This window comes from Lentibacillus salicampi (assembly GCF_004565465.1).
In the GTDB taxonomy this organism is placed as follows: Bacteria; Bacillota; Bacilli; order Bacillales; family Amphibacillaceae; genus Lentibacillus; species Lentibacillus salicampi.
This window is the reverse complement of sequence record NZ_SRHY01000034.1, coordinates 1-23,882: the sequence shown is the minus strand read 5'-3', so window position 1 is coordinate 23,882 and position 23,882 is coordinate 1. Positions and strand designations below refer to the sequence as shown.

Annotated in this window: 27 protein-coding genes, 1 CRISPR repeat array and 1 riboswitch; of the genes, 13 read left to right on the top strand and 14 right to left on the bottom strand. The window is 41.1% G+C overall.

Annotated elements, in window-relative coordinates; genetic code table 11:
• Positions 1 to 8 precede the first annotated feature (8 nt).
• The 9 genes from E4U82_RS15050 to cas3 all read right to left on the bottom strand — a co-directional run bounded on the left by E4U82_RS15050 (position 9) and on the right by cas3 (position 10,468).
• The gene (locus E4U82_RS15050; protein ID WP_135110980.1) at positions 9 to 872 is read right to left on the bottom strand and encodes an IS3 family transposase; all 864 of its coding nucleotides are present in this window, start codon (positions 870 to 872) and stop codon (positions 9 to 11) included.
• Positions 873 to 880: 8 nt separating this feature from the next.
• Positions 881 to 1,174: a transposase gene (locus E4U82_RS15045; protein WP_135110979.1), complete on the bottom strand. Its 294-nt coding sequence runs from the start codon at positions 1,172 to 1,174 to the stop codon at positions 881 to 883.
• A gap of 102 nt (positions 1,175 to 1,276) precedes the next feature.
• A CRISPR array of direct repeats spans positions 1,277 to 2,459; the repeat unit is 33 nt; unit sequence ATTTCAATCCACGCTCCCAACTAAGGGAGCGAC.
• A 158-nt stretch (positions 2,460 to 2,617) separates the two neighbouring features.
• Positions 2,618 to 2,908: a CRISPR-associated endonuclease Cas2 gene (gene cas2, locus E4U82_RS15040; RefSeq protein ID WP_135110978.1), complete on the bottom strand. Its 291-nt coding sequence runs from the start codon at positions 2,906 to 2,908 to the stop codon at positions 2,618 to 2,620.
• Between the two features lie 8 nt (positions 2,909 to 2,916).
• The gene (cas1c, locus tag E4U82_RS15035) at positions 2,917 to 3,948 is read right to left on the bottom strand and encodes a type I-C CRISPR-associated endonuclease Cas1c (RefSeq protein ID WP_135110977.1); all 1,032 of its coding nucleotides are present in this window, start codon (positions 3,946 to 3,948) and stop codon (positions 2,917 to 2,919) included.
• Complete coding sequence (gene cas4 / locus E4U82_RS15030; RefSeq protein ID WP_135110976.1) at positions 3,945 to 4,604, bottom strand: CRISPR-associated protein Cas4; 660 nt, start codon at positions 4,602 to 4,604, stop codon at positions 3,945 to 3,947. Before cas4 ends, cas1c begins: the two co-directional genes overlap by 4 nt.
• Positions 4,591 to 5,466, bottom strand: coding sequence for a type I-C CRISPR-associated protein Cas7/Csd2 (cas7c, locus tag E4U82_RS15025; RefSeq protein ID WP_135110975.1), 876 nt, complete (start codon positions 5,464 to 5,466; stop codon positions 4,591 to 4,593). The genes cas4 and cas7c overlap by 14 nt, the downstream gene beginning before the upstream one ends.
• The gene (gene cas8c / locus E4U82_RS15020) at positions 5,447 to 7,357 is read right to left on the bottom strand and encodes a type I-C CRISPR-associated protein Cas8c/Csd1 (protein WP_167751441.1); all 1,911 of its coding nucleotides are present in this window, start codon (positions 7,355 to 7,357) and stop codon (positions 5,447 to 5,449) included. The genes cas7c and cas8c overlap by 20 nt, the downstream gene beginning before the upstream one ends.
• Positions 7,358 to 7,362: 5 nt before the next feature.
• Positions 7,363 to 8,088 (bottom strand): type I-C CRISPR-associated protein Cas5c, encoded by a 726-nt coding sequence (gene cas5c, locus E4U82_RS15015; RefSeq protein ID WP_135110973.1) that lies wholly within the window; start codon positions 8,086 to 8,088, stop codon positions 7,363 to 7,365.
• 13 nt (positions 8,089 to 8,101) lie between these two features.
• Positions 8,102 to 10,468 carry a CRISPR-associated helicase Cas3' gene (gene cas3, locus E4U82_RS15010; RefSeq protein ID WP_135110972.1) on the bottom strand — a complete coding sequence of 789 codons (2,367 nt, stop codon included), beginning with the start codon at positions 10,466 to 10,468 and terminating at the stop codon, positions 8,102 to 8,104.
• Positions 10,469 to 10,799: 331 nt separating this feature from the next.
• Here cas3 and E4U82_RS15005 point away from each other — a divergent pair, with 331 nt between their 5' ends.
• The 4 genes from E4U82_RS15005 (at position 10,800) to E4U82_RS14990 (ending at position 13,770) form a co-directional block, all read left to right on the top strand.
• Positions 10,800 to 11,093: a DUF378 domain-containing protein gene (locus E4U82_RS15005; RefSeq protein WP_135110971.1), complete on the top strand. Its 294-nt coding sequence runs from the start codon at positions 10,800 to 10,802 to the stop codon at positions 11,091 to 11,093.
• 159 nt (positions 11,094 to 11,252) lie between these two features.
• The gene (locus E4U82_RS15000) at positions 11,253 to 11,843 is read left to right on the top strand and encodes a TetR/AcrR family transcriptional regulator (RefSeq protein ID WP_135110970.1); all 591 of its coding nucleotides are present in this window, start codon (positions 11,253 to 11,255) and stop codon (positions 11,841 to 11,843) included.
• Between the two features lie 166 nt (positions 11,844 to 12,009).
• A complete protein-coding gene (locus E4U82_RS14995; protein WP_135110969.1) occupies positions 12,010 to 13,077 on the top strand; it encodes an ABC transporter permease in 1,068 nt (355 codons plus the stop codon).
• A gap of 3 nt (positions 13,078 to 13,080) precedes the next feature.
• Positions 13,081 to 13,770, top strand: a complete 690-nt coding sequence (locus tag E4U82_RS14990; protein ID WP_135110968.1) for an ABC transporter ATP-binding protein — start codon at positions 13,081 to 13,083, stop codon at positions 13,768 to 13,770.
• A 97-nt stretch (positions 13,771 to 13,867) separates the two neighbouring features.
• On the opposite strand, the gene E4U82_RS14985 is transcribed toward E4U82_RS14990, so the two are convergent.
• A complete protein-coding gene (locus E4U82_RS14985; RefSeq protein WP_135110967.1) occupies positions 13,868 to 14,803 on the bottom strand; it encodes an AEC family transporter in 936 nt (311 codons plus the stop codon).
• Between the two features lie 112 nt (positions 14,804 to 14,915).
• Complete coding sequence (locus E4U82_RS14980) at positions 14,916 to 15,215, bottom strand: transposase (RefSeq protein ID WP_245183605.1); 300 nt, start codon at positions 15,213 to 15,215, stop codon at positions 14,916 to 14,918.
• A 169-nt stretch (positions 15,216 to 15,384) separates the two neighbouring features.
• On the opposite strand from E4U82_RS14980, the gene E4U82_RS14975 reads away from it, so the two are divergent.
• From E4U82_RS14975 to E4U82_RS14955, 5 genes are all read left to right on the top strand, one after another.
• The gene (locus tag E4U82_RS14975; protein WP_135110966.1) at positions 15,385 to 15,810 is read left to right on the top strand and encodes a YugN family protein; all 426 of its coding nucleotides are present in this window, start codon (positions 15,385 to 15,387) and stop codon (positions 15,808 to 15,810) included.
• Between the two features lie 436 nt (positions 15,811 to 16,246).
• On the top strand, positions 16,247 to 16,801 hold the full coding sequence (locus E4U82_RS14970) for a TetR/AcrR family transcriptional regulator (RefSeq protein WP_135110965.1): 555 nt from the start codon (positions 16,247 to 16,249) through the stop codon (positions 16,799 to 16,801).
• Positions 16,802 to 16,860: 59 nt separating this feature from the next.
• Entirely contained in the window at positions 16,861 to 18,060 is a 1,200-nt protein-coding gene (locus E4U82_RS14965) for an MFS transporter (protein WP_135110964.1), read from the top strand.
• 41 nt (positions 18,061 to 18,101) lie between these two features.
• Entirely contained in the window at positions 18,102 to 18,296 is a 195-nt protein-coding gene (locus tag E4U82_RS14960; protein ID WP_135110963.1) for a hypothetical protein, read from the top strand.
• Positions 18,297 to 18,424: 128 nt separating this feature from the next.
• Entirely contained in the window at positions 18,425 to 19,312 is an 888-nt protein-coding gene (locus E4U82_RS14955) for a DMT family transporter (RefSeq protein WP_135110962.1), read from the top strand.
• Between the two features lie 203 nt (positions 19,313 to 19,515).
• Here E4U82_RS14955 and E4U82_RS14945 read toward each other — a convergent pair whose 3' ends face one another.
• Positions 19,516 to 20,490, bottom strand: a complete 975-nt coding sequence (locus tag E4U82_RS14945; RefSeq protein WP_135110960.1) for an L-lactate dehydrogenase — start codon at positions 20,488 to 20,490, stop codon at positions 19,516 to 19,518.
• Between the two features lie 406 nt (positions 20,491 to 20,896).
• Between E4U82_RS14945 and E4U82_RS14940 the strand changes: the two genes are divergently transcribed.
• A complete protein-coding gene (locus tag E4U82_RS14940) occupies positions 20,897 to 21,181 on the top strand; it encodes a type 2 periplasmic-binding domain-containing protein (protein WP_425339531.1) in 285 nt (94 codons plus the stop codon).
• A gap of 251 nt (positions 21,182 to 21,432) precedes the next feature.
• On the opposite strand, the gene E4U82_RS14935 is transcribed toward E4U82_RS14940, so the two are convergent.
• Complete coding sequence (locus E4U82_RS14935) at positions 21,433 to 21,918, bottom strand: hypothetical protein (RefSeq protein WP_135110959.1); 486 nt, start codon at positions 21,916 to 21,918, stop codon at positions 21,433 to 21,435.
• On the bottom strand, positions 21,905 to 22,054 hold the full coding sequence (locus tag E4U82_RS19980; protein WP_167751440.1) for a hypothetical protein: 150 nt from the start codon (positions 22,052 to 22,054) through the stop codon (positions 21,905 to 21,907). Before E4U82_RS19980 ends, E4U82_RS14935 begins: the two co-directional genes overlap by 14 nt.
• Before the next feature lie 158 nt (positions 22,055 to 22,212).
• Positions 22,213 to 22,320, top strand: a riboswitch (TPP riboswitch).
• A gap of 93 nt (positions 22,321 to 22,413) precedes the next feature.
• Here E4U82_RS19980 and E4U82_RS14930 point away from each other — a divergent pair.
• The 3 genes from E4U82_RS14930 to E4U82_RS14920 are packed head-to-tail and all read left to right on the top strand — an operon-like array spanning position 22,414 to position 23,825.
• Positions 22,414 to 23,007, top strand: coding sequence for a YkoF family thiamine/hydroxymethylpyrimidine-binding protein (locus tag E4U82_RS14930; RefSeq protein ID WP_135110958.1), 594 nt, complete (start codon positions 22,414 to 22,416; stop codon positions 23,005 to 23,007).
• 16 nt (positions 23,008 to 23,023) lie between these two features.
• A complete protein-coding gene (locus E4U82_RS14925) occupies positions 23,024 to 23,629 on the top strand; it encodes an ECF transporter S component (protein ID WP_135110957.1) in 606 nt (201 codons plus the stop codon).
• Positions 23,616 to 23,825, top strand: a complete 210-nt coding sequence (locus E4U82_RS14920) for a hypothetical protein (RefSeq protein WP_135110956.1) — start codon at positions 23,616 to 23,618, stop codon at positions 23,823 to 23,825. The genes E4U82_RS14925 and E4U82_RS14920 overlap by 14 nt, the downstream gene beginning before the upstream one ends.
• Positions 23,826 to 23,882: the final 57 nt, after the last annotated feature.

Sequence of the window (23,882 nt, the reverse complement as noted above, 5' to 3'; positions counted from 1 at the left end):
ACAATTCTTTAACTTGCGAAATTAGCCTCGAAGTCAAATGGTGATACCATTCCACAATATCCATGAATTCTAACGGTGTTGTAAAATGCTTCTATATACTCAAACATCAGTTCATGGCCGTGTTTCAGATTTTTAATCACAAAACGATTAAGCCACTCACGTTTTATTAATGCATGAAAAGATTCAATACATGCATTATCCCAGGGATTTGCTTTAGTAGAATAACTGCGTATATACTGACCTGCTGGTGTTGCTTCAATATAGCTTTTGGATACATACTGACAGCCACGGTCACTGTGAATAATAATTGGTTGACTTAGCTCTCGGCTTCTTTTTGCTTTTTCAATGGCTTCGATGACATGCTCCGTGGCTAAACTATCCGATACACGCCAGCCAATGATTCTCCTTGAAAAAAGATCCATAACACTGGTGAGGTAAATAAAGCCTTCCAGGGTATGCACATACGTTATATCCGTAACCCAGACGGTATTGGGAGCTGCTGGTTTGAAGTCCCTATCCAGAATGTTTTTCAGCTTCCTATCAAAATCGGGATCAATGGTCGTTCGAACATATGGACGTACCCAAATAGCTTTAATACCTTCCTCACGCATGTAGTTACCAACCGTCTTTTCAGTGATGACATGACCTCTGGATTGCAGGATGGACGCTATTTTAGGCGCACCGTAAATCTGAAGGGATTCATTATATATTTGAGCGATTTCCTCTTTCATTGCTTGCTTTCTTTTTTCTTGGTCAGAAACTACGCGTTTTTTCCAACTGTAATACCCTGATGTAGAAACGCCTAATATTTTGAGCACACTGTTAACAGAAATCGTGCGTTTCTCAGATTCTTGACGGGTTGCTGTATAAATAGATTCTGTTAATTGCTCAGTATGCCCATAGCCTTTTTTAATACTTCTAACGCATCCTGTGAATCTCGTAATTCTTTCTTTAGGCGTGCAATTTCTTTTTCGGCATCGGAACTGTAATTACCTGATCCTCTATGCTCAACGGTACCATTGTTGTTTTTAGCGGCTGACACCCACTTCCCCAATGTAGATTCACCAATCTTCAAATCGGCAGCTGCTTTCTTCAAGCTTTTGCCAGATGTATAATAATAATTAACAGCGTCTTGCTTGAAGTTCGCATCAAAATGCTTTCTATTTTTTGTCATGTGATATTTCCCCCTAGTTTAATTATATTATACTAAACTAGCATAAGTTTACGAATTACAGTATAAATTTCCAGTTTTCTCAAAGCTTGAGCGGACTGAGAATGTACTGTCCACGCTCCCAACTAAGGGAGCGACTTAACATCTGTTGCATTTTCCATAACCCAGTTATATTTCAATCCACGCTCCCAACTAAGGGAGCGACTACAACAAATCCAACAAGATTATGCCAATAAAGGTATTTCAATCCACGCTCCCAACTAAGGGAGCGACAAGGCGCTGATAATTTTCTTCGATTCGTCGTGGGTATTTCAATCCACGCTCCCAACTAAGGGAGCGACCATAAAAATCGTGTGTGGGTGTATAAGCCATTACGATTTCAATCCACGCTCCCAACTAAGGGAGCGACCAAAAGTCGGACGGTTAATCTTATATCAAGTAAATTTCAATCCACGCTCCCAACTAAGGGAGCGACCATAACAATTTTATCGTCAACGAGAGAAACAAAAAATTTCAATCCACGCTCCCAACTAAGGGAGCGACCCTTTTACCTCACCTTTATATTTAGTAACAACAAAATTTCAATCCACGCTCCCAACTAAGGGAGCGACTATCGAGCTTCCAATTGGGCCAGCAAAATTCATTTTGTATTTCAATCCACGCTCCCAACTAAGGGAGCGACTGGGTGTTCCGAGTTCCCACTTTCCGTTATTATTATTTCAATCCACGCTCCCAACTAAGGGAGCGACGGCAGAGGAACGCGAAGAACCTCTGCCTTTGAAAATTTCAATCCACGCTCCCAACTAAGGGAGCGACAATAACAGACAAACCTAAATTATTTATCATTACAGATTTCAATCCACGCTCCCAACTAAGGGAGCGACGGACGGGCAAGACGACGACGGCTGTGGCGTTATTATTTCAATCCACGCTCCCAACTAAGGGAGCGACATAGATGCCGAAAATAACGTTAATCAAACGCAGCATTTCAATCCACGCTCCCAACTAAGGGAGCGACGGAAAAGGATAAAATCATTCAATCGGTGAGGTATGATTTCAATCCACGCTCCCAACTAAGGGAGCGACGCGGCGCTAAACTCCTCGTCCAAAGTGATTCCGTATTTCAATCCACGCTCCCAACTAAGGGAGCGACTTTCTGAACGACTGTATTTCGCCTCCTTCAATCGATTTCAATCCACGCTCCCAACTAAGGGAGCGACATAAATGCCAAGAATGCGGCAAACCACAAAGAGAAATTTCAATCCACGCTCCCAACTAAGGGAGCGACTGCGAGATATAGATGTTGTAATTCTTTCAGCACTATATATTGATCTGTGACCACTATAATCAATTTCTCATATGTTAATTTACACTTGTTTGGGGAGGAGATCGTTAAAATTTTGCGCGAACCCCCCAATATTTTTATGTTCGCTTATGGTTCGCTTTTTAAAAAATCAAGGGTTTATCAACTTTTATCGCAGGCTTGGCACCAATATGTTTTACTTTGGTCTCATGATTTTTACCTAATCGGTAATAACGTAGACTATCAACTGAAGAGTCTATAATTTCTTCCAGTGCTATTTCCAATTGTTTTAATTGAGCACTGTCGACGATACATTCAAACACAGAGTTTTGCACACGCACACCATATTCTTCGCATTTTTTGGCTACTTTACGTAAACGTTTTTTTCCATTTTCAGTATAGGTTTGTACATCGTATGTTATCAAAACTAACATGTTATCACCTACCTTATTAAAATAGGGGGGTACGCTTCAAGGTCTCCGCGTAAATAACGAGCCAATAATAATGCTTGGACGTGAGGGATTAATCCCCAAGATACTTTTTCTTTTAAATAAGGGTGGGTTACCTCTTCCTGTTTTTCTTTTTGCCATAGCTGTAAAAAGTTACGGCGAGCCTCGTTTGTAAGGATCACTGCCTTATTTTCTTTGGTAATAAAATCTTTACTGGTTAACTGTTTTCGATTAATCATTTTTAAGACAAATCTATCGGCAATGATTGGTCGTAATTCTTCCATTATATCCAGAGCTAATGACGTTCTCCCAGGTCTGTCCCGGTGCAAAAAGCCCACATAGGAATCCAGCCCAACTCCTTCGAGTGCGGCAGCCGATTCAGAGGCAAGTAAAGAATAAGCAAAGGAAAGTAAAGCGTTAACCGGATCTAAGGGCGGTCTTCGATTACGTTCGTTGAAGAAAAATATATCTTTTTGCTGCAAAATACATGATTCAAATACACTGTAATAAGCATTTGCTGCGTTTCCTTCAATACCACGCAATTCATCTAAATCATTACAAGTCATTGCTTCAATTCTCGAACTATGCAGTCTGTCAATGATTTGATTCATTTGGCTGACATCAACTCTTAATGCATGGTCTCTGGTTGTCCTTTTCATCAATTGTTCACTGTTAAAAATTTTTCCTGCAACCATATGGCTGGCAATATGAGCACTTTCTTCTTCATTATCGGATATACGATATTGTTTTTTTCTCAAGGTGACATTACCATTTACTTCACCGGTTAGACGGCCTCGGAAGCGACCACTGCTGGTGAAAAAAGTTAAGCTAATGTTTTGCTCCATACACTCTCCCATTAGTGCTGGGCTCGCCCCCTGATGTCCAAAAGTACTTATTGATTCAATGTTATGAAGCGGAATACGGGCAATAGATTCCTTGTTTTTTAGTAAGTTGATGTTTTTTCCTTTTAAAGCTAAATACATATCAGGTTCAGAAACATAAACAGTGTTTAATAATTGTTTCAATCTATCAACATCCTATTCATGTACGTAGATACTTTCTCTCTTTCCAATAATTTTGGCAAACATATATCCCGCAGTGAGCAACGCAGACAATGCTTACCTGTCTTTACTCTCGGTGTGTGTCTATTCTTATAATAATGATGCATTTCTTGTATCATTGTTACGGCTTGTTGTTTCATGTCCTCAGTTATCGTTATCTTTTCACGACGTTTCGTTTGATTGTAAAACAGCACTGCTTCATTAATGGTAGTTACCAGCATCTCCTCAAGACAGATGACCTGTGCAACTAATTGTTGAATATCAGCATTATGCTTTTTGGATTCCCCGCGCTTGTATTCAATTGGTTTTACGCGGTAAAGGCCTTCTTCCTGGTTGAGTGGGATGCCATCGTTGTCCTGAACGAATTCAACCATATCGCATATCCCACTAATGCCGAGTTCTCTTGAGTGAACTGGTAATGCACGAACGTAAATGGTTTCTCCTCTTTTTTCGCGAACAAAAGGGTCATCTGCTTTTTCGTGAAGATTATTCCCTTCAACTGTTAGCACATTTTCTTTCCACTCTTGCTCAATATGAATCAATGCCCATTGTCTTTTACAAAAGACAAAATGCTGTAATCCTGATAATAACAGATGGTCCTCTTCTTTATAATCCGTCATATTCTTCGACAGCCAATCCGTCTAATTTATTAACTGTAATCTCATAATTTTCAATTGAGTGAGGTAAATCCTCTTTTACTCGACGAACATCAACTGTGCGATGTACTGCAGCAGAAGAATATTGTCCTAACTTCGAATTATGTTCCCACCAAAGCACTTTATTCACTTCCATACTCCCATCAGGTCTTGCTGAAGAAGCGTCATTTGCAAATAATGTCTTTAATGATGCTTTAAGTTTTTCGGCATCTTCATACGTGAATCCTGTCTGTTCAGCGAGTTGTGGATTGATGCTGCCATAAAAGATATAGACGCCAAAATCGACTCGATGTTTGGTTCCCATAGTATCTGATGTTTTTTGACCGGGATCTTTCTCGTTGGTTATTGAATTAGCACTTTTTGTTATTTGCATACTTGATATATCAACTGGATCAATACTGGTTGCTGTGTGAATCGATACAGGACCTCTTATTCCTATAGACATCTTAGTTCCCTTAAAGGCAAAGACTTGTCCGAATGCACGCACATCATACCAGGTGTTACTGGCAAGCATTTCAGCGGTTTGCTCATCAGTACCAGTTGCTTTAGATTTTGTTAGTAGCTTTTTCAGTTCCTCCACAGAATCAACACGGTCTTTAATACTGCGATATTCATCCGAGCGCCTTTCGTCAGACTGTACGAGTATTGGCTCCCCCTCATCTTGCAGACGGTTTCTTAACTTTCTTTTAAGTGCTACATCTGATACTTCCCCATGTCCGTAAAAATCCTGACGAGGCCTGTTACCGTTGAGCGGATCACCATTTGGATTAGCTTTATCGACTGTAAATACAACTGCGAAATCAATCTTATGCTTCAATGCCGTCATTTTTATTTTCCTCCTTTTTTGTATACAGAGTTTGAATTTGGCTGCTGTAGCCAAGTAAAAATATGGGTTTGAGTGAATCGTCAGTCATCTGTTCAGTACTTAATTTGTTTTCAACTTGTTGCAAAAGCATCGCGTAGTAACCAGTTTTATCACTTGAATTTTCAAAATAAGGAGCTAACTGTTTGCGGATGACCATCCAGGTTCGCGCCGGATGTTGTGTAAAAGCATTGAAATAACGGGTTGCATTGGTAGATCTTTTTTCATCACGTTTTTCAAGAACTCTTTTTTCCATAACTTCAGCAATGCCAAGTAAACGACCAAATAAATAGTCACGTGAATGATTATCTTCCTGTAATGCCACTGTATATCCCTCACTTTCATATTGTTTATTTATCAGTGCGCATGCAACCTGGAGTGTTGCCTGCCATGATTCATTAGAATTGGTGAAACTGAACGGATTTTTAATACGATTAAAGATAGTCTGTATAATATCTCTTGGAATCCGTTTTCGTTCAATAATACAAGGTAGCAATCGTGAATATAAATCTTTTTTGATGCGGCTGTCTGCCTTGCTTCCATAAACGGATTCAGCAATACGATAGGTAGAAGGCGTGCCGACATAGGACCTTGTTTTATTTGTGCTTTCATCCTTATATGTCTGCAGCCAGCTACAGGACATATGCCACTCAAGAATAGCTTTATAGAATAGATAAGCACTGATTTGCTGGTAGTAGACAATGGCTAAACGTCCGCTGGTAGCTGCATCAAGCGCCATGACAACAATATTTTCAAGGTTCTCTTTGTCCAGATGGTGATTAATGCCTTGTAATGCTTTATTGAGTTCTTCACTTACAAGGTCTTCAGTTAAGGCTTGTTCTGCCCCTAAATCTTGTAGACTTTCAGCAAAAATATCTTCATCCATCAATTCACGTGTACTGTCAAAGGGATCAGGCACATCCGGCTGTTCTAAACCAAATGAGACAAAGTAACGTGAATCAATATACGTTCCTTGCCTTTGGATGAGCCATCTTAGTGCATGGTGAGACTTCTGTGATACGTCATAGCCGATTTGAACTGCTTCTGTTGCCTCAGCAAAGCGACCACGATATGTATATCCTGAACTGTCATTAGCCGAGATTAATTTTGCCATATCACCGGCGTTTCTAATGCGAGATCCATGTTGAGTCGTTAAGGTTGTATATTCTCCAGTCACATAGCACAAACCTTGTTCTTGTGTATGTGTCCTTTCTAAAAAGTCTATAAAGTTACCAAATAGGTTACGATCTTCCCATACGACAGGGTCGTTCGGTGCTTCATGTAACACATCAAACCGAACAAAAGCTGAAAGGGGGCTGCCTGGGACTAATTTATAAATTTCCGGCTTTTCATCTTTTTGATCGTTTGGCCATTTATCAACCACTTGTTGATGATCATCAACAGGGAGGATTTTTTCATTAACTAAATCGTCTATTACATTCCCTTTTGATATATACGAATAAATAATCTTGATTTTTTGCGGAGCATCTGCTGACTCAGCCCATTTTTTCATTTGCTCACAATAAACATTGAAATGTTCTTTTTGCTTTTCTGGCCCTCCAAAATCAAGAAAATCCCCTGCGACATATTGTAATTTGTCATGAATATAATGGGGCGCAATTTTAGCACCGCTTCTATTTGCAGAATCAGTTGTGGCCGGGACAATCGTTCGCGAGTTTTCTTTGTCAACAACTTTAGCACTTTTAAATTCGCCATCGGGTGTGATAAGTATCTCTATTTGGGCACCCTGCATGACATGTGAAACTGGCAGCAATGTTATGCGCTGGTTCCGCCGCTCTTCAAATTCTCCAATGTGTGATTCATTGCGTTTATAAACGTCAGCTAATTGCTGCATCCAACTCATTGGTCCACCTCCTTAAATACTGTTTTATATTCGTCATCGACTGGCGTGAAATTAGTTCCCTTCTTAAATTGTTTCATGCTATCCTTGTGTATGGTTCTAACAATTTCGCAGTTTTCAGGTCGTTCGAATGAAATAATACCGTCCTTCATGGTTGGCACCCATAAACGTGCCTGAAATGATTCCCGATCCCCTTCATCCGGATAAGTGAATCCATGAAACATCGGTCCAAAATTGATTTCTCCATAATTATCATAGAAACTTTCGCCATCTCCAAAAATACAATCTTCAACATACCCCTGACATTCCCTGGTCCCTAAGTAGACATCTCTTCGTCCACCTCTTTTAACCGAACGCTTTGCGATATTATGATGCTTGTGTTCGTTACGGTCATAGGCGAGATCCGGCCTGTTCTCATTAAATTCAAAATGAGCCCGGACTTGGTACGCTGGGTGGCGTAAATACGTATAGTACATTAAATCATTTTCGTCATTTTGATATTTTATTGGACGAACAGCCTTTACTTCTGTTTGAATTGCATTCATCACGCGAACGTCATCGATATACCATGTAATAGTCGGTTTCCAATAAATCGATTCGACAATTCCTTTCAATGCCTGATACGTTGGTACTTGATAGGTAAATTTTTCTCCGCCAATCCGTGTCACAGGATCGGTGAACAGAGCATATTTACCATGGACAATAAATTCGATCTGATTTCTCATTAGTTTCACCTCCTTAAAAAGTATAATTATCCAGCGCTGCTTTTCCTTCTAATGTAACGCCGTATTGCTTGTTATAAGCCTTATCATTCAGACAATAAATCGTCCCATTAAAAAGCGGTGTAATCAGATTTTCAGAACTCAATGTATGTAACTCATGATCGTAAAGGTTTACACTGTACTGCTGAACTTGTTTCATCAATCGGTTAAATAATACAGGATCTTTTATATTTTCGTTTAAACGAGCAATAATATCTTTGCCCTCTCCAAATGGCACTAGAACTCCAGTTGTAGGTGAGGAGATTGCTTCAAAATAACGTTCGATTGTTTTAAACATTCCCGTTGACTTTGTCTGAGGTTGTTTTTTCGATGAGAACGATCCGTCTAGCAGTTCCAATAATTCATAATCCAATCCCTTTGGAGTTTTCAAGATTTCACGCTTAGCTTGTTCGTGAAAATGCGTGAAATAAGTCTTAATCGTTTCAGGACTTAATAAATGGTCAGCATACTGGGAATCAGACAGGATATAATTTTCTGTTACTTCCCCGCCAATGCGGATTTCAGGAAGTTTTGACAGGCGTTCATCTTTCGCGCGTATAAGATAAACATCACCTATTTCAACTTCTTTATTTCGATTACAACGTCCTGCTGCTTGGGCAATTGAATCTAGCCCGGCTAAAGACCTGATAACAGATGCAAAGCTAATATCAACACCAGCTTCAATAAGCTGCGTACTAATACAAATAACTTTTTCGTCCCCTAATTTACGTTTAATGGCTGTCAGTTTTTCCTTGCGATGCGCGGGGCACATTGATGTACTTAGGTGGACAACATAAGCATCTTTCTGTTCCGCGAGGCATTCGTATAATTTTTTAGCCGCTGTTTTCGTGTTTAATATAATCAATACAGAGTCCAATTTCTGTATAAGCTGCTTAACAAAATCCCCTATTTGTTCTGTGTCCCAACCTTCACGTTCTACCTTATTATGAAAGGACACTCGTCTAAATGCTTCTACCGTTTCATTAAGGTTTGGAACCATTTCTGTATTGTCATCTAATACAACTGGAAGGTCCATCTTATCGACCGCAGGCTGTGTCGCCGTGCATAATACGATACTGCTATTGCCTGCTGTATGAAGAAAATTCACTGCTGTATTGAACAACTCAGTATGCTGATAGGGAACTGATTGCACTTCGTCAAAAACTATAACCGAATTAGTCAGGTTATGTAATCGGCGACTTTTTCGTGTCCCTTTTTGGAAAAAAGCATCCAGAAATTGCACCATTGTGGTAAAAATAATCGGATAATCCCAGTTATCCCTACCTAATTGCAGTTGTTTGTGGTTATTAATACGATAATAATCCATTTCATCATCCAAATTATCATCGTCTATTACATTGGCATGATGCTCAAGTACGGCCTCTGGCTGCTTAATTATATTTCTCACGGCTTCTGCGTTTTGCTCCAGAATTGTTGTGTAAGGCACAACATAAATAATCCGTGATTTATGATGACTTTGCGCATGTTTTAGTGCGTAACGCAGGCTCGCAAAGGTTTTACCACCACCGGTTGGAATGGTTAATGTATAGATGGCGGAGGACTTGCCTGCGAACTGATCACATTTTCCCGAAAGTTCATTCCGCAATTGATTGATTGGGGTCACTTGCTGTTGCTCCCATTCCGTAACTTGAGCCATTAGCTCATTATAGCCATTCTTAAATACGGTTTCGCTTTTTGACACATTATTATTATACTCTTCATTTTCCTCAAAACATCTGGTATTAGTACGATCAGCATCAACCAAACAACTAAATACCAGTTTTTGCATCAGATTCAAATAAACAATGGGCTTTGCAAGCGGCTTTATTTTTCCCATGAATTCCCGAAACTCGTTTGTTGCTTCTTCAATAAGAGCTTTTACTTTCTCAACGTTTCCTTTAATCGATTCAAAGTTTTGAACCACCTCATCATAGTGAGGCAATTCTTCGTTGGTCACGCGCCTTAAATAATCGGACGGTTTAAAATCAAGCTGCACAAAATTCTGTAATCCCGAATGATGGGATAAAATCGCCATTCCAATTGTTTCTACGACATAATTCTGGAGAGTATTCGTATCATAATAATTGTCGTATAAGTATTTTGCGCCTGCAGTCGAATGATCAATTTTTTTCCCGGTGACTTCTTGTTTGAACACAGCATTTTTTAAATACGTTGTAAAATGCTGTGTGAATTTACCCATATCATGTAAAAAACCTGCTAATTCCGCGTGAGCACCCAAATCTACAGAATTCCCATATTGACGTGCAATTAAAGAGACGTCTTCCAAGTGAGTTTGAACAGATTGCTCAGCAAAGTCACTGTTCCTAATGTGAGCCAGTAGCAACTAACCACCTCCGTTAAAAGTTAATTCTAATAAATGCTTTTAGGAGATATTGACTACAACTATTGTAACAAATTTCTTTTAATTTGGATATGCGGAATATATGTAATGTTTCTAGTTTTTATCCTGAATGAACATATTTCAAATGCCTGTGGAGGGAAGTGAAAATTCTTTAATTGTAAGAACATCCATTGTCCGGAACAAAATGATTTGTAAAATCATTGTATAGAATCAGGCGATCCTTTAAATAATAAGATGGAATATTCTTCACTGTTAAAGTTATTAGCGGTTTTTGAAGGTGAGAAGTAACTTTTAAAAGTTAGGAGGTGTCATCATGAGAACCATTCAACGCATTGCCCTGGTATTAGTCATTATCGGTGCGCTTAATTGGGGGTTAATTGGATTGTTTCAGTGGGACTTAGTTGCAGCACTTTTTGGTGGACAGGACGCTGGTCTGGCGAGGGTTGTGTATACGCTTGTCGGCGTTGGAGCTCTGTTTTGCCTGCCATTGTTATTTGACCCGATGCATGAAGACGAGCATAGTAATGATGGTGTTAGAAGATCCGGGAATATGAATTACGCGACGGAATTTAGTGAAGAGAATGAACCGTTTCGTGATAAGGATTGACATTTAAAAACCATAATCAAAATGGGATTGTTGCAAACCTTATGGGAGCAACAATCTCATTTTTTGTGGCCGGAATTCCTTTATTTGAGATTAAAGATGTCAATGGACGCGAAATTATGTAAAATAGTTGGTAATGAAAGGTCTATAAAGGAGTTCTTTATGAAAAAATCTCGGACAAACAACGAAGACTTAGAATGGACGCGCGATCGAATTTTAAAGGTGGCACGGGAGCTATTCATGGAAAAAGGTTATAGAGCGGTGACGACCAGGGAAATTGCTGCAAAATGTAAAATCACCCAGCCTGCTCTTTATTACCATTTTTCGGACAAGCAATCATTGTATATTGCAATGCTTGAATCATTCGTTGCGAACATACAAGTGAAAATAGAAGCTATATCTGCAGAGACGATGCCTGGACGTTTGGAGACTATGCTGGCGGTGTTATCAAAGGAGCACCCCTCGAGTATTATGAATATGGTTCATGACATTTTCGTTGAATTCAAAGAAGAAAATCGTCATCACATTTATTTATTATGGAAGGAAACATATTTGGATCCGTTTATTGAAATTTTTGAAGAGATGAAGGCTTATGGTTTATTAAGAGATACCATTTCACCGGAAGAAGCAGCTCGCTTTTGTTTGTTGACAATGGGACAAACGATGTCTGCATTGAAATACCAATCTGAATCGTTAGCGGGACAGTATTCATTACTTGTGGACCTGATTTTGCATGGGACGATCAAATCTTGATCCCAAGAGGATGAATGCAGCTTCAGTGCGTGAAGTCTCTTGTTTTGCAAATAACTTATCAATTGATAAGGTTTATGAAGCTGTGATACATTAATCGAAGGAATCGTTCATATATATGGTTTATGCAGTTTGCTTATCAATCGATAAATTAAGGAGTAGGGATGCGATGTTTTTAGCATGGAAGGAAATCAAATATAATAAACTGCGCTATACCCTGATAACAGGGGTATTGGTTCTTGTTTCCTATCTTGTGTTTTTCCTGTCGGGATTAGCGAATGGTTTGGAGCAATTAAACCGGGAAGCCGTTGATAAATGGAATGCGGATGGTATCATTCTGACAGAGGAGTCTGACATAAATCTGCCCCGCTCCAATATGAATATAGACGATTTTAATGGTAAAGGGGTAGAAGCTTATGCGGCGTTAGGCCAATTAAATGCCATTGCCAGTGTGGGGGAACGTCAATCCAATGTGTCGATCTTTGGTATCAAAGAAGATAAATTGATTATGCCTGACGTAACTGAAGGGGAATCATTTTCGGAAAAAGGAGAAGTCATTGCGGACGACACCTTGCAGGAAGAGGGTTTTCAGATAGGGGATGAACTTGAGATATCGTCTTCAGATACGGTTTTAACAATTGTAGGATTCACAGACAACGCCCGCTTCAATGCTGCGCCCGTTTTATATACGAATATGGATACGTTACAGCAAGTTCGCTTTGGTGAGGCAGCAGACAATAATGAAGGTGTGGTGAACGGTTTTGTCGTTCGTGGAGACAATTTAGCGGATGTCTCCGTTGATGACGAATTACAGGTCGTAGAGACATCGACATTTATCGAAAACCTTCCAGGCTATACCGCACAGAACTTGACGCTAACCTTTATGATTTATTTCTTGTTTATTATTTCAGCAGTCATATTGGCCATTTTCCTTTACGTGTTGACCATTCAAAAAGTAAGTATGTTCGGCGTTATGAAAGCACAGGGGATCCCCGGTAAGTATTTGGCAAAGTCTGTTGTTGCCCAAACGTTCCAGTTGGCTGTTGCTGGTGTTGCAATCGGCTTTTTACTAACAATTTTGACTGGATTCTTTCTGCCGGCTGCAGTACCTGTTGCATTTGATTATTTGACCATGCTGTTGTATGGGTTGGTTTTGATTGCTGTATCTGTATTAGGCGCATTCATATCAGTCAGAACGATCGTGAAAATTGACCCGTTGAAAGCGATAGGAGGTTAAATTATGCCAGCACTGGAAATGCATGAAGTCAATAAAGTATTTGGGACAGGGCATACAATGGTGGAAGCTCTTGACAAAACAAATTTCACTGCAGACAGTGGCGAATTGATTGTGGTGGTTGGGCCATCAGGATCCGGCAAGAGTACATTCCTGACAATTGCCGGTGGTCTGCAAACGCCCAGCTATGGGGAAGTAATGATAAACGGTCATAATATAACACAGATGAAGGAAAAGAAACGCTCCCACGTTCGTTTGCATGAGATTGGATTTATTCTTCAGGCGTCTAACCTGGTTCCTTTTCTGACAGTGGATGAACAAATGACATTACTGGATAAAGTGAAAACAAATAATCTCTCTGAAGATGAATTGCAGGATTTATATCAGTCGCTGGGTATTGAGCCATTAAGAGACAAGTACCCATCTGAGCTTTCCGGTGGCGAGCGTCAGCGTGTGGCGATTGCGAAAGGGCTTTACAGCGACCCCAGTATCCTCCTGGCAGACGAACCGACTGCATCACTGGATACGGATCGGGCATTTGAAGTCATGAAAATGCTTAACGATTTGACCAAGAAACGAAATAAAACAACGATTGTGGTAACACACGATACACGCTTGTTGGACTATTGTGACAAAGTGTATGCCATCACGGATGGTGAAATACAATTGCAGCAGCGAGAACACGGGAACTCTTAATAATGGATAACATTTAAGTCAAAGCCGCTCGTCCTTATCATATGGACATCGAGCGGTTTGGTTTTTGGTGATGAGTTATTTTATAACGGTTCTCTTTTTAATGAATCAGGTGTAAAACAATATATAACAATGGAATCGTAAGGACACCTAATAAACTGGAAATCATGACACCTAAAGAGGCAAAATGTGTGTCACCTCCAAACTTTTGAGCGTAAAGTGACATCGTTGGGGCGGAAGGCATGCCTGCTGTAAGAACGGCTATCATGAGTAAAGAGAATGGGATGGAAAAAGCTCCAAAAGGAAGCAGCAGTAGTGGAATGATGAGAAGCTTGAGTATGACTGCCTTCCAAATATACGTATTTTTCATCAGAGAACCAAAGTCTTGGTAAGTTATATTGGCAATCAAACTGCCGATTAAGATCATCGAAAGTGGGACTGTCATTTTTCCCACACTTTCAAATGTATTTGTTAATAAACCCGGCCAACTGATGGGAAGAAACAACACCAATATGCCAGTTAATGTTGAAACCACACCAGGATTTAAAATAATGTTCCTCCAGGCTATCTGCGCTTTGTCCTTTGTGAACAAGTAAATGCCATACGTCCATATAAGAATGAAATAAATCAAGTTAAACATGGTTAAATAAACAATCCCCTGCTCTCCAAAAACGGCGAAAATGACTGCGAAGCCAATATACCCCTGATTCCCAAAGATGATAAGTCCTTCATAAACGCTTTTCTGTCTATCAACAAGTATTGAACGCCTCCGCATCCATCCAGCAAGGAAAATGGATAGCAGCAGGATGTAAGCAGACATGCCCAAGAGTAAAAGGAATTCTTTCATTAAAGAAAATGAAAAAGGGATATCCAGTGAAAATAAAATCAGGGCAGGAAGCGTCACATATAAAATGAGCTGTGTCAGCACATAATCAGTGTCTTGATTTAACACACCCATTTTCCGTACGATAAATCCGATTAGTGCAATTATATAAAGATGAACCATTTCCTGTAGAAACGCCCATGCCGAATCCATGATGATCACTCCCGCTGTACCAAATGAGCATATACCTAAATTAACCTATGCTAAAGGTTTTTCCTTTGGTACAACGGGGCGCACATTTATGCTTTTCAATCTGAATTAAGGCTTATTCCTCTATCACTGCTGCAAGAATACGGTAGATCATATATAACCCTAAAAAGGAGCCCGTCATTAAAAATAGTGGATTTAAGAATACCGCATGAATAGCTGTCATCATGACTGTTCCATCTTTGATGATCTGGTAAATTGACAGTGACGTGATATTACCGAATATCAGGGCACATATGACGGCTGCCACATTAAAAATAAAGCGGAGTCTGTACCAGTGGTTTTGGGTTAAGTACATGACGACAGACAATACAATACTGCCTGCGACCAGGAATAGTTTCATATCATCATCCTTCATTCGTAAAAAAACCTCATGTTTTAGGTATTATTTCCATTTGCAGGTGAATAATACGCATAAATACTTTTCACGGTATTTCATCGAGGCAGGAGAAGATGCCCGGGTTATTTTACGTTGCTGATAAGTACTTACAACTTATTCAGATATCTTAATCAGGGAGTGATGATGTGTGTTAAAATTGAAAACGGAAATGGAAGGAAAAAAAGCCTATTTTGGTGATGTGTACAGAACATTTCGGTCTAATGGATACACACTTTGCGGGAATTGGGAATATGACCGCGGCAAATTTGATATGGTGCTATGCCGGGAAGGCGGCGAGACAATCTATATAAGAATACCGTTTGATGTCATTGAAGGGCAGCTTGACAGTGCTAATGCTTGTTTGCAATTCCGGACGCCATACGTCATCAAACATGTGGTAAACACGGGATTGGAATGGGATGGCAATTCATTGCTGACAACAACAGGCTTCAGCCAATTCCAAACGCCTCTTGACAAGGATGGAAATATAGTGGACAAAAGCCGTTGGGAAGCGGCTGGTGAGCAGGAAGTAGGTAGAATTCTCAATTCGATTGATGATTTGAAAATATCGTGATGGGGCTTTACTCCCGGGCTTATCCTCACATGATTCATTTTTTGAAGATACAGCGTCAGCTTGAAACTTCAACCATTCATGTGTCAAAAGAACTTGAAACATGAGATACTGTTTCTCTCTGGGCGAGTTGCTTCCCTTCTCACCTTTATAATCGAAACAACTGCTAAAAAAGTGGCATGCTCTACTCAAATATTTTAAAAATATTTTTCAGTTTCATGCCCCCATATTTAAAAATGGTTCGATTATAGGGGTGAAGCGGATCTAGTGAGTGTTACTTGCTAAAGCGCGGGAGTGAAAGCAGGAATAGCCAGCATCATTTTTTAAATCAAGTGGAGAAAGAAGAGGTATGAACCAAACAATTGACCATAAGCCAGGTCGGATGTTAAACTAGAGAGTATAAAGGTCATTCTATCTAATTGAAGGAGAAGTAGGTAACATGACTCGATCTGCTAAAAAAGAAACGTTACTGGAAGTGGCTGAACGGTTATTTTATGAGCATGGGTTCAGAGGTGTAGGATTGAAGCAAATTATTAATGAAGCCAATGTCGCGACCATGACGCTATACAACCACTTTTCATCCAAGGACAATTTGGTTGAAGAAGTACTGAAGCAGCGGGAAGAGCGCTATTGGTCTTATTTGGATTCCCATGTGGAAATGGATTCGGATTCGCCGTTCATCCTTGCTGTTGAGGCTCATGGACGTTGGTTGAAGGAACAATCCTATAATGGCGACATGTTTTTAAGAGCCATTATGGATTATTCGGGATTTGATGATGAAGTTGAGAGTATTGCGAAAGGCCATAAATATAGACTGCTCAAATATTTTCAGGAATTGGCTCAAAAGAAAGGCAAAGATAACGAACGTGACCTGGCAAACCAAATGACATTGCTGCTCGAAGGCACGACGTCAATGACGACACTGATTGGCGCTGAGAAGGCAACACAATATTCGATTGCGATGGCGCGGACGCTTGTCCAAAACACATCGTAATTTTTTTGACCCTCAACTAGAAAGGTCGTTCTATATATTTTAAAGTTAGGATGGATATCATGCGGTTTTCGAAGCTGGTTTTACCTGGTGTTGCTATGATTGCGGTCACTTATGGCTTGGCGAGATTTAGTTTTGGCTTGCTTCTTCCCGGGATGAGTGAATCACTGGATATGTCTGAGTCTGTCTCGGGAATGGTTTCGTCGTTGTTTTATGTTGCCTATTGCTTCACGATCGTTTTATCCACAGTGATGACGACCAGAGAAGGGCCAGGGAAGATGATTTTCTCGGCTGGACTGTCAGCTTTTGTTGGCTTGCTGTTGATCGCAATCACGCCAAATGTTTGGGTGCTTGCCTTAGGCGTATTGCTTGCCGGCGGAAGTACTGGTTTGGTGTCCCCGCCTTACGGGGCAGCGGTATCACTTTGGATGAAGGAGGATAAACAAGGTAGAGCGAATACATGGATTAATTCAGGCACAAGTATCGGCATAGCGCTTTCTGGAGCAGGAGCGATTTTATTAAGTACGAATTGGCGACTGACGTATCTCATCTATGCATTCCTGACATTCTTGGTATTAGTATGGAATTTCCGGGCTATTCCGAAAGATGGGGTGCGTTCGGATCTTAGGTTTGAAAAAGGGAAACTCTCCATACGTGGCGTAAAAGGAGCCGCCTCTTTGGTTTTGGCATCTTTATTTCTAGGGATCTCCACAGCACCTTTTTGGACGTTTTCCAGAACGTTTATTGAAGTTGCCGGTGATTACAGCGGCTGGCAACTTTCCGGTTTTTGGATTATTATTGGCTTATTTGGTGTATTGGGTGGGTTTTCCGGTTCGCTGATTGAAAAGGGAGGACTGCCTTTTGCCTATAAATTGGGAAGTTTATTGATTACTTCTGCATCGATTATTCTGGCCTTGGCGCCTGAAAACTTGTTTGTATCTTACTTGTCAGCCGCAATCTTTGGCTGTTTTTATATATTTATCACCGGCGTGCTTCTTGTGTGGGGCATCCGTGTATTTATTACGAATGCATCCTTGGGTATTGCCGTACCATTTTTACTTTTGGCAGTCGGGCAAGTGATCGGTTCATTATTCGCCGGGTGGTTCATTGAAGCGTGGGGCTATACGCCTGCGTTTATTATTTATGGGTTCGTTGGTATGTTGGCTATTTTCATAGGCCCAAAAAGAAGGAGAAAGCGTGCTTTTATTGACTTATGGAACAAGAGGGTAAAGAAAACACGAAAAACCAAATTTATTCATTAAGCGGCCTCTGCGCGAGCGTCAGGGTGGAGGCACGCCCATCAATGGTAGAAGCGCTGGTATCAACGGTGAAGGCGGGGACATCGACGGTGGAGGTGCGACTATCAAAGGTAGAAGCGCCGCGATCAATGGTGAACGCGCGGTTATCAACGGTAGAAGCGCGGCGATCAATGGTGAACGCGCGGTTATCAACGGTGGAAGCGCGGCGATCAATGGTAGAGGCACGCCCATCAATGTAAGAGGCGCGCACATCACTAGTAGAGGCTCGATTTTCGTATCACGGCGGACAAACTGTTTCATTTGTGAACGGCCACTCGAATGGCTAAAATAAAGTATTGACATCATGAGGACAGAAAGAGCTGATATAATGTTAAAAACCTACCTGTGGCTGACATTTTGTGTGACTGTCTGGGGAAGCAATTTTGTCTTTGGAAAAATACTTGTGAATGACTTCTCACCGGCAGCTTTAACATCACTGCGATTATTATTTATTGTCTTTTTCTTAATGATATTCATTTTGCCGAGACATGGGCTCCGGAAAATTTCACCGCGTGACTGGGTATGGATTCTCCTGCTTGGGGTGGTGGGGGTGTTTATCAATCAGTGGTCTTTTTTTGAAGGGCTGGTCACCGCCGATTCCACAACTTCGGCACTGATTCTTGCCACAGCTCCCATTTTAACAGGGGTTCTGGCAGCTGTTTTTTTAAAGGAAAAATTCACATCGCGCATGCTCCTTGGCTCCATTATTGCGATCATTGGTATTTATTTTGTCGTGAGTGAGGGAGGTGCCGCACTCCATCTTGAGCGCGGTTTGTTGTGGATTGTTATCACCATGGTTTCTTTTGCCATCCTGATTATTATCACCCGGATTTTATCCCAACGCATAAGCCCTGTGATCACAACGTTATATTCAAACGTCATTGGTTTGATTGTATCGTTGCCGGTCGTCTTTGTTATGGATAATCCGGTGACACTAAGCGGGAACTGGCAGGGATGGGGTCTCCTGATCGTGACAGCGATTGTTGTTCATGGCATAGCGACCCTTGTCTGGAATCATCATATCCGTTATGCCGATGCCTCAAAAGCGTCCATTCTATCCAACCTGGAGCCGTTCGTCGCCATGGTGATGGGTGTTCTCCTGCTGCAAAAGCCGATTACCGTTCCGGAGATGACCGGTTCGCTGTTTATCGTGGGGGGCGTGATTTTTGCGACCTGGCAGCGTAGGAAGCGAAACCGTCACATGCCACACTACTGATGTGGCGGCGCCTTTGGGTCAGGAAGGCGTGGTTGCTAAAAATCGAATGAACTATATTGACATGGCCACGGGAATTGCTGCATTCTCCGGTAGATACGCCCCCGGCATATACCGGAATATTAAAATATATATTGGATCAGGCATATCCGGGGGACTTTATGGATACAAGAAAAAAGAAACCTGGCCAAAGTAACAAGGATTTCTTAGTTACTTTTTCCCGTTTTCGCTATCTTCATTGTTTCTTGTATATAGGCAGCTGATTGCTGTAATAGCGTCACCTCTTCATGATCTAATTCAATCTCTAATTGTTGTTCCACGCCATTCCTGCCAATGATGCACGGCATGCTTAACGCGACGTCGCCATGATAGCCGTATTGTCCGTTTAATGTCGTGCAAACAGGGTAAACGCTTCGTTCATCTAATAAAACTGATTTAGCCAGTGTAATGGCAGCTTGGGCAACCCCAGCGTTGGTCCAGCCTTTCCCATTTAACACGTCGTAAGCCGCATCCACTACTTTTTGACCAAATGTTTTTCTGTCCAGCGGCTCTTTCCCCTTGAAATAATGATCCAATTCTTTTTCACCAAATCCCTGGATATTCAAGCGGCTAAAGACGGGAAAAGCAGTCAGGCCATGTTCTCCCATCATGTAACCTGTGACACTTTTGGGATCAACACGGTAATTTGCTGCAATGACTTGACGCAGCCTTGCAGAATCGAGCATGGTTCCTGTACCAAAGATGCGTCCTTTCGGGTAATCAAATTCATTTTCAGCAATATAGACCATGGAATCCAATGGGTTTGTAATGAAAATAATAATGGCTTCATTTGTATATTGCGTAATCCCTGTCATGACTTCACGAATAATTTCTCCGTTTTCTTTTGCCAACAAGGCCCTGTCAGGTTTTTTATTGTCTTCGGTTGTGATGATACTTGGGCCAGCTGCACAAATAATGACATCTGCGTCCTTCAGGTCCGGATAATCACCAGCGTGAACATGAACGTTCGTCATATAAGTGAGAGAAGTTGCGTGTGCCTGGTCAAGGGCTTCACCAAAAGCGATATTTTTGTCTTGATCGATAACGACAATTTCTGAAAATAGACCGACTTTCATGGCATCCGCAAGTACATATGAACCTACATGACCCATACCTATAATCGCAAGTTTGTTATTTTTCATTGTTTTCCTCCTCGTGCATTAAGATGGAGTTCAATCCTGCAAGTCTTATTAATAAATTATAACACTGTGGATATGGTTGAGAACACTGCTTTTTAACAAAAAAGCCAGGGTGTAAGTTTACCGCCTGAATATTGCTGTGTGACTATCATTCTACATGTAGCAAATATACATTAATATGGATATAATAATAGTAGGCAGCAAGATACTCGGGTTATAAGAAAAGCTTTTATAAAAATTGTACAGCGTCATTATACAGCGGAAAAGATTGATGAAATAAAGGAGCTGAGACGATGGCTACTGTCCATTCTGGAAAGCCAATAACCGACATTGCCATAAAGTATGCAGACTTTTTAAAGGAACATATCAATCTCCATATGTTTCTTATGTAAATGGTACGTATACAGTATTGCTTGTCGCAGGGTGTGGATCTGATGAAAATGCTGATGGTTCACTGAGTGAAATTCGACTTGATTATGCTTATTATTCACCGACAAGTTTAGTACTTAAAGAGTTTGGCTGGGCTGAAGAGGAGTTTGCAGATGAAAATATCGATGCTCCCTTGACATTAAGTCGAGGGAGCAATAAAGCTCTTGAATTTTTAAATAGTGATAGTGTTGACTTTGGATCGCGTGCAGGTGCCGCTGCACTTGCTGCTTATTGGCTTGCCAATCAGGAAAAGGATTTGAAGTGAAATAAAGAGGAAGGCCCTGGAATAAAAATAATTTTCCCAGGTATTTTGCTGGATCCTGGCTATGGGGGTTCTGTATTCAGTCTGCTGGTGAGCGTCTCACATGTATGCCCCCCCCCGGAGTTCGTAAACAAGTGTACCTAGTTTCACAGCTTAAACAGTCAATTCATTCCATTAATTAATTGGGCGTATTGGATTAGGCAAGCGGTTACAACATATGAGGGTGATCTATAAGAATGACTGCTAAATCCGCGTTAAGAAGATGAGAGCTTTTCTTTGAATTGATTGAGTTTGTTGGTTACTTCTTCAATCAGCTGTTTCACATTATTTATATCTGGTTTTTCTTTTTGTGCTTCAGCGATGAGCGGATACAGACTCTCTTCAATATTTTCATAAGCACCAGCATTCCGCTTTTCTACCTTTTTTTCGATGGGTTCCCAACTTTCTGATAGGGCTTTCCCTTCTTTATTTATTTTTTCGACATCATTGGGTGAAGATTTAACGGTTTCCTTTAATTCTTGAAGGGAAGTTAATACTTTTTCAATCCCTTCTTTTAAAGAGGCTGCATTATCTTGTTTCACATTTTTATTAACGACTTTTCCTGTCTCATGTTCAATTTCTTTATTTTGCTCCGTATCTCTATTTGTTGACTCACCTTCATTATCATCTGACGCACAAGCGGAAAGCATCACAGCGGTTATTAAGAATACGGATAGGAACAATAATTTAGATTTTTTCATTTGAAAACCTCCACTGATTGTTATTTTGTCCAATCTTATCAACAACTTTGACCAAATCAGTCTTATTTTGTTTTTCCTTATTAAAGAACTTATCATTCTGGGTATTTTCTGGACTTGTGGTGATTTGTGTCATCATTTGCCGATAACCTATAATATAGAATGGCCAATTAATAATGCGAGTATACTCATAGCAGCTAATAAAAAATAGCTAGGGGATGAAACCTAATCTGCTGCAACGCCTTTACAAAATTCCAAAAGTTATTTATGATGAAGCTACATGAAAACTGCATAACCGATAAACACTAGGGGGGCTGCCGGAAGCGGCGGCTGAGAGGATTTTGTGTCTGACCCTTTGAACCCGAACTGGATAATACCAGCGTGGGGAAGTGCAGTTCACTGTATGATTAATGAAAGCGATTATGCTATATACGTTCAAACTGCATTCCCTCGGGAGTGCAGTTTTTTTGTGACTAAAAACCAAGGAGGAGGAGAAACATGAGCAACAACAGCTGCGGAACAAGCAGAATCGCCGGGTGCAAGTTCACCCTGTATCCGATGAGTGATCAGTTCGTCGATATTATTTTAGGGGTACTGGAAGAGGTGGACACGTCGAAGGTTTGGAAGGATACCGATGATGTGAGCACGTGTGTGCGTGGGAAGATGGTACATGTGTTTGATGTGACTAAGGCGCTCTTTTTGTATGCGGCAAAAACAGGAGAGCATGTGGCGATGAGCGGTACGTTTTCTATCGGCTGCCCCGGGGATACGGATGCAGATTCCTATATGGATGAGGCGGATACACCGCTGAATGAAGCAAAATCCAATCAGGTCTCTCAGGAAGCAGGCTGCAAATTTTCCCTTTACCCGATGGGGAGGGAGGACTATATGGATGCGATCTATGAACAGATCGATCTTTCCAAACACCGCAATGTTGAGGTGAGCGCTTCTCATTACGCAACAAGGCTGGACGGAGATGTGAAGGATATATTCGGGGCGCTGCATCAGTCCTTTGACAGTGTGCAGGAGGAGGTTTCCCATGTCACCATGTCCTTTACCATTTCAGCAAACAGTCCGTCCAATAAAGCATAAGGGGGGGGATGCTTTTATGACGAAGCAATGGAAATTGAAAGAAATTGTCCTGATGTCGATTTTAGGGGTGGTATTCGGGGTCATCTATCTACTATTCTTTCTGGTTGGCGAAGGGATCCGCAATATCCTTGCGCCATTCGGGCTGGCACCATTTGGCTATGAGGTGATTTACGGTATCTGGTTCATTGTCTCGATCATGGCGGCCTACATCCTGCGAAAACCCGGTGTTGCTTTCACCGCAGAAGTGATTGCGGGGGTGGTTGAGATCCTGCTCGGTTCGGCGGCAGGACCGGGGCTGCTTCTTTCCGCTGCCATCCAAGGGGCAGGGGCAGAGTTTGCTTTTGCCCTGACCGGGTGGAAGGATTATCGGCTGCGGGTTCTTGTATTATCTGGTATATCCACTGCCGTGGTCAGTTTTGCCTGGCATTTGTATTCAGCCGGGATGATTGCCCTGGCACCGTGGCTGATTGTCTCGACACTGATCGTACGGATCATCAGTGCGGCCCTGATTTCGGGGGTCCTCGGCAAATGGCTTAGTGACCAGCTCGCCAAAACCGGTGTGCTCCGAGGCTATGCTTTAGGAAAAGAATTGCAGAGGAAGCGGAATTATGAAAGTGCTTAAGGGACGGCAGAAGCCGATAATAGAGGTACGAAACTTTTCTTTCTCCTATGAGGAAATCGATGAACAGCGATTGTTTAATGGTCTCGACTTTAAGCTGAATCAAAATGAAGTAACTCTTTTGATGGGAGCTAGGAGCCTTGGACAGAAGTATTTCAAAAAATCCCGCTTCATTTCACTACAACCTATTTTTATGTAAAAAAATGGAAATGATTTAAAAAAGGGTATGCCAAATAAGCTTCACGTTTATGTCATT

Excerpts from the sequence above, each read along its gene's own strand:
- E4U82_RS14955 (WP_135110962.1), top strand. The coding sequence starts at position 18,425 with ATGTTAAAAACCTACCTGTGGCTGACATTTTGTGTGACTGTCTGGGGA.
- E4U82_RS14925 (WP_135110957.1), top strand. The coding sequence starts at position 23,024 with ATGACGAAGCAATGGAAATTGAAAGAAATTGTCCTGATGTCGATTTTA.
- E4U82_RS14965 (WP_135110964.1), top strand. The coding sequence starts at position 16,861 with ATGCGGTTTTCGAAGCTGGTTTTACCTGGTGTTGCTATGATTGCGGTC.
- E4U82_RS14920 (WP_135110956.1), top strand. The coding sequence starts at position 23,616 with ATGAAAGTGCTTAAGGGACGGCAGAAGCCGATAATAGAGGTACGAAAC.
- E4U82_RS14945 (WP_135110960.1), bottom strand. The coding sequence starts at position 20,490 with ATGAAAAATAACAAACTTGCGATTATAGGTATGGGTCATGTAGGTTCA.
- E4U82_RS19980 (WP_167751440.1), bottom strand. The coding sequence starts at position 22,054 with ATGATGACACAAATCACCACAAGTCCAGAAAATACCCAGAATGATAAG.
- cas7c (WP_135110975.1), bottom strand. The coding sequence starts at position 5,466 with ATGACGGCATTGAAGCATAAGATTGATTTCGCAGTTGTATTTACAGTC.
- E4U82_RS15045 (WP_135110979.1), bottom strand. The coding sequence starts at position 1,174 with ATGACAAAAAATAGAAAGCATTTTGATGCGAACTTCAAGCAAGACGCT.
- E4U82_RS14935 (WP_135110959.1), bottom strand. The coding sequence starts at position 21,918 with ATGAAAAAATCTAAATTATTGTTCCTATCCGTATTCTTAATAACCGCT.
- E4U82_RS14960 (WP_135110963.1), top strand. The coding sequence starts at position 18,102 with ATGGTAGAAGCGCTGGTATCAACGGTGAAGGCGGGGACATCGACGGTG.
- cas5c (WP_135110973.1), bottom strand. The coding sequence starts at position 8,088 with ATGAGAAATCAGATCGAATTTATTGTCCATGGTAAATATGCTCTGTTC.
- cas8c (WP_167751441.1), bottom strand. The coding sequence starts at position 7,357 with ATGCAGCAATTAGCTGACGTTTATAAACGCAATGAATCACACATTGGA.
- E4U82_RS14985 (WP_135110967.1), bottom strand. The coding sequence starts at position 14,803 with ATGGATTCGGCATGGGCGTTTCTACAGGAAATGGTTCATCTTTATATA.
- E4U82_RS14980 (WP_245183605.1), bottom strand. The coding sequence starts at position 15,215 with ATGAAGGATGATGATATGAAACTATTCCTGGTCGCAGGCAGTATTGTA.
- E4U82_RS14990 (WP_135110968.1), top strand. The coding sequence starts at position 13,081 with ATGCCAGCACTGGAAATGCATGAAGTCAATAAAGTATTTGGGACAGGG.
- cas4 (WP_135110976.1), bottom strand. The coding sequence starts at position 4,604 with ATGACGGATTATAAAGAAGAGGACCATCTGTTATTATCAGGATTACAG.
- E4U82_RS14995 (WP_135110969.1), top strand. The coding sequence starts at position 12,010 with ATGTTTTTAGCATGGAAGGAAATCAAATATAATAAACTGCGCTATACC.
- E4U82_RS14970 (WP_135110965.1), top strand. The coding sequence starts at position 16,247 with ATGACTCGATCTGCTAAAAAAGAAACGTTACTGGAAGTGGCTGAACGG.
- E4U82_RS15000 (WP_135110970.1), top strand. The coding sequence starts at position 11,253 with ATGAAAAAATCTCGGACAAACAACGAAGACTTAGAATGGACGCGCGAT.
- E4U82_RS14930 (WP_135110958.1), top strand. The coding sequence starts at position 22,414 with ATGAGCAACAACAGCTGCGGAACAAGCAGAATCGCCGGGTGCAAGTTC.
- cas2 (WP_135110978.1), bottom strand. The coding sequence starts at position 2,908 with ATGTTAGTTTTGATAACATACGATGTACAAACCTATACTGAAAATGGA.
- E4U82_RS15005 (WP_135110971.1), top strand. The coding sequence starts at position 10,800 with ATGAGAACCATTCAACGCATTGCCCTGGTATTAGTCATTATCGGTGCG.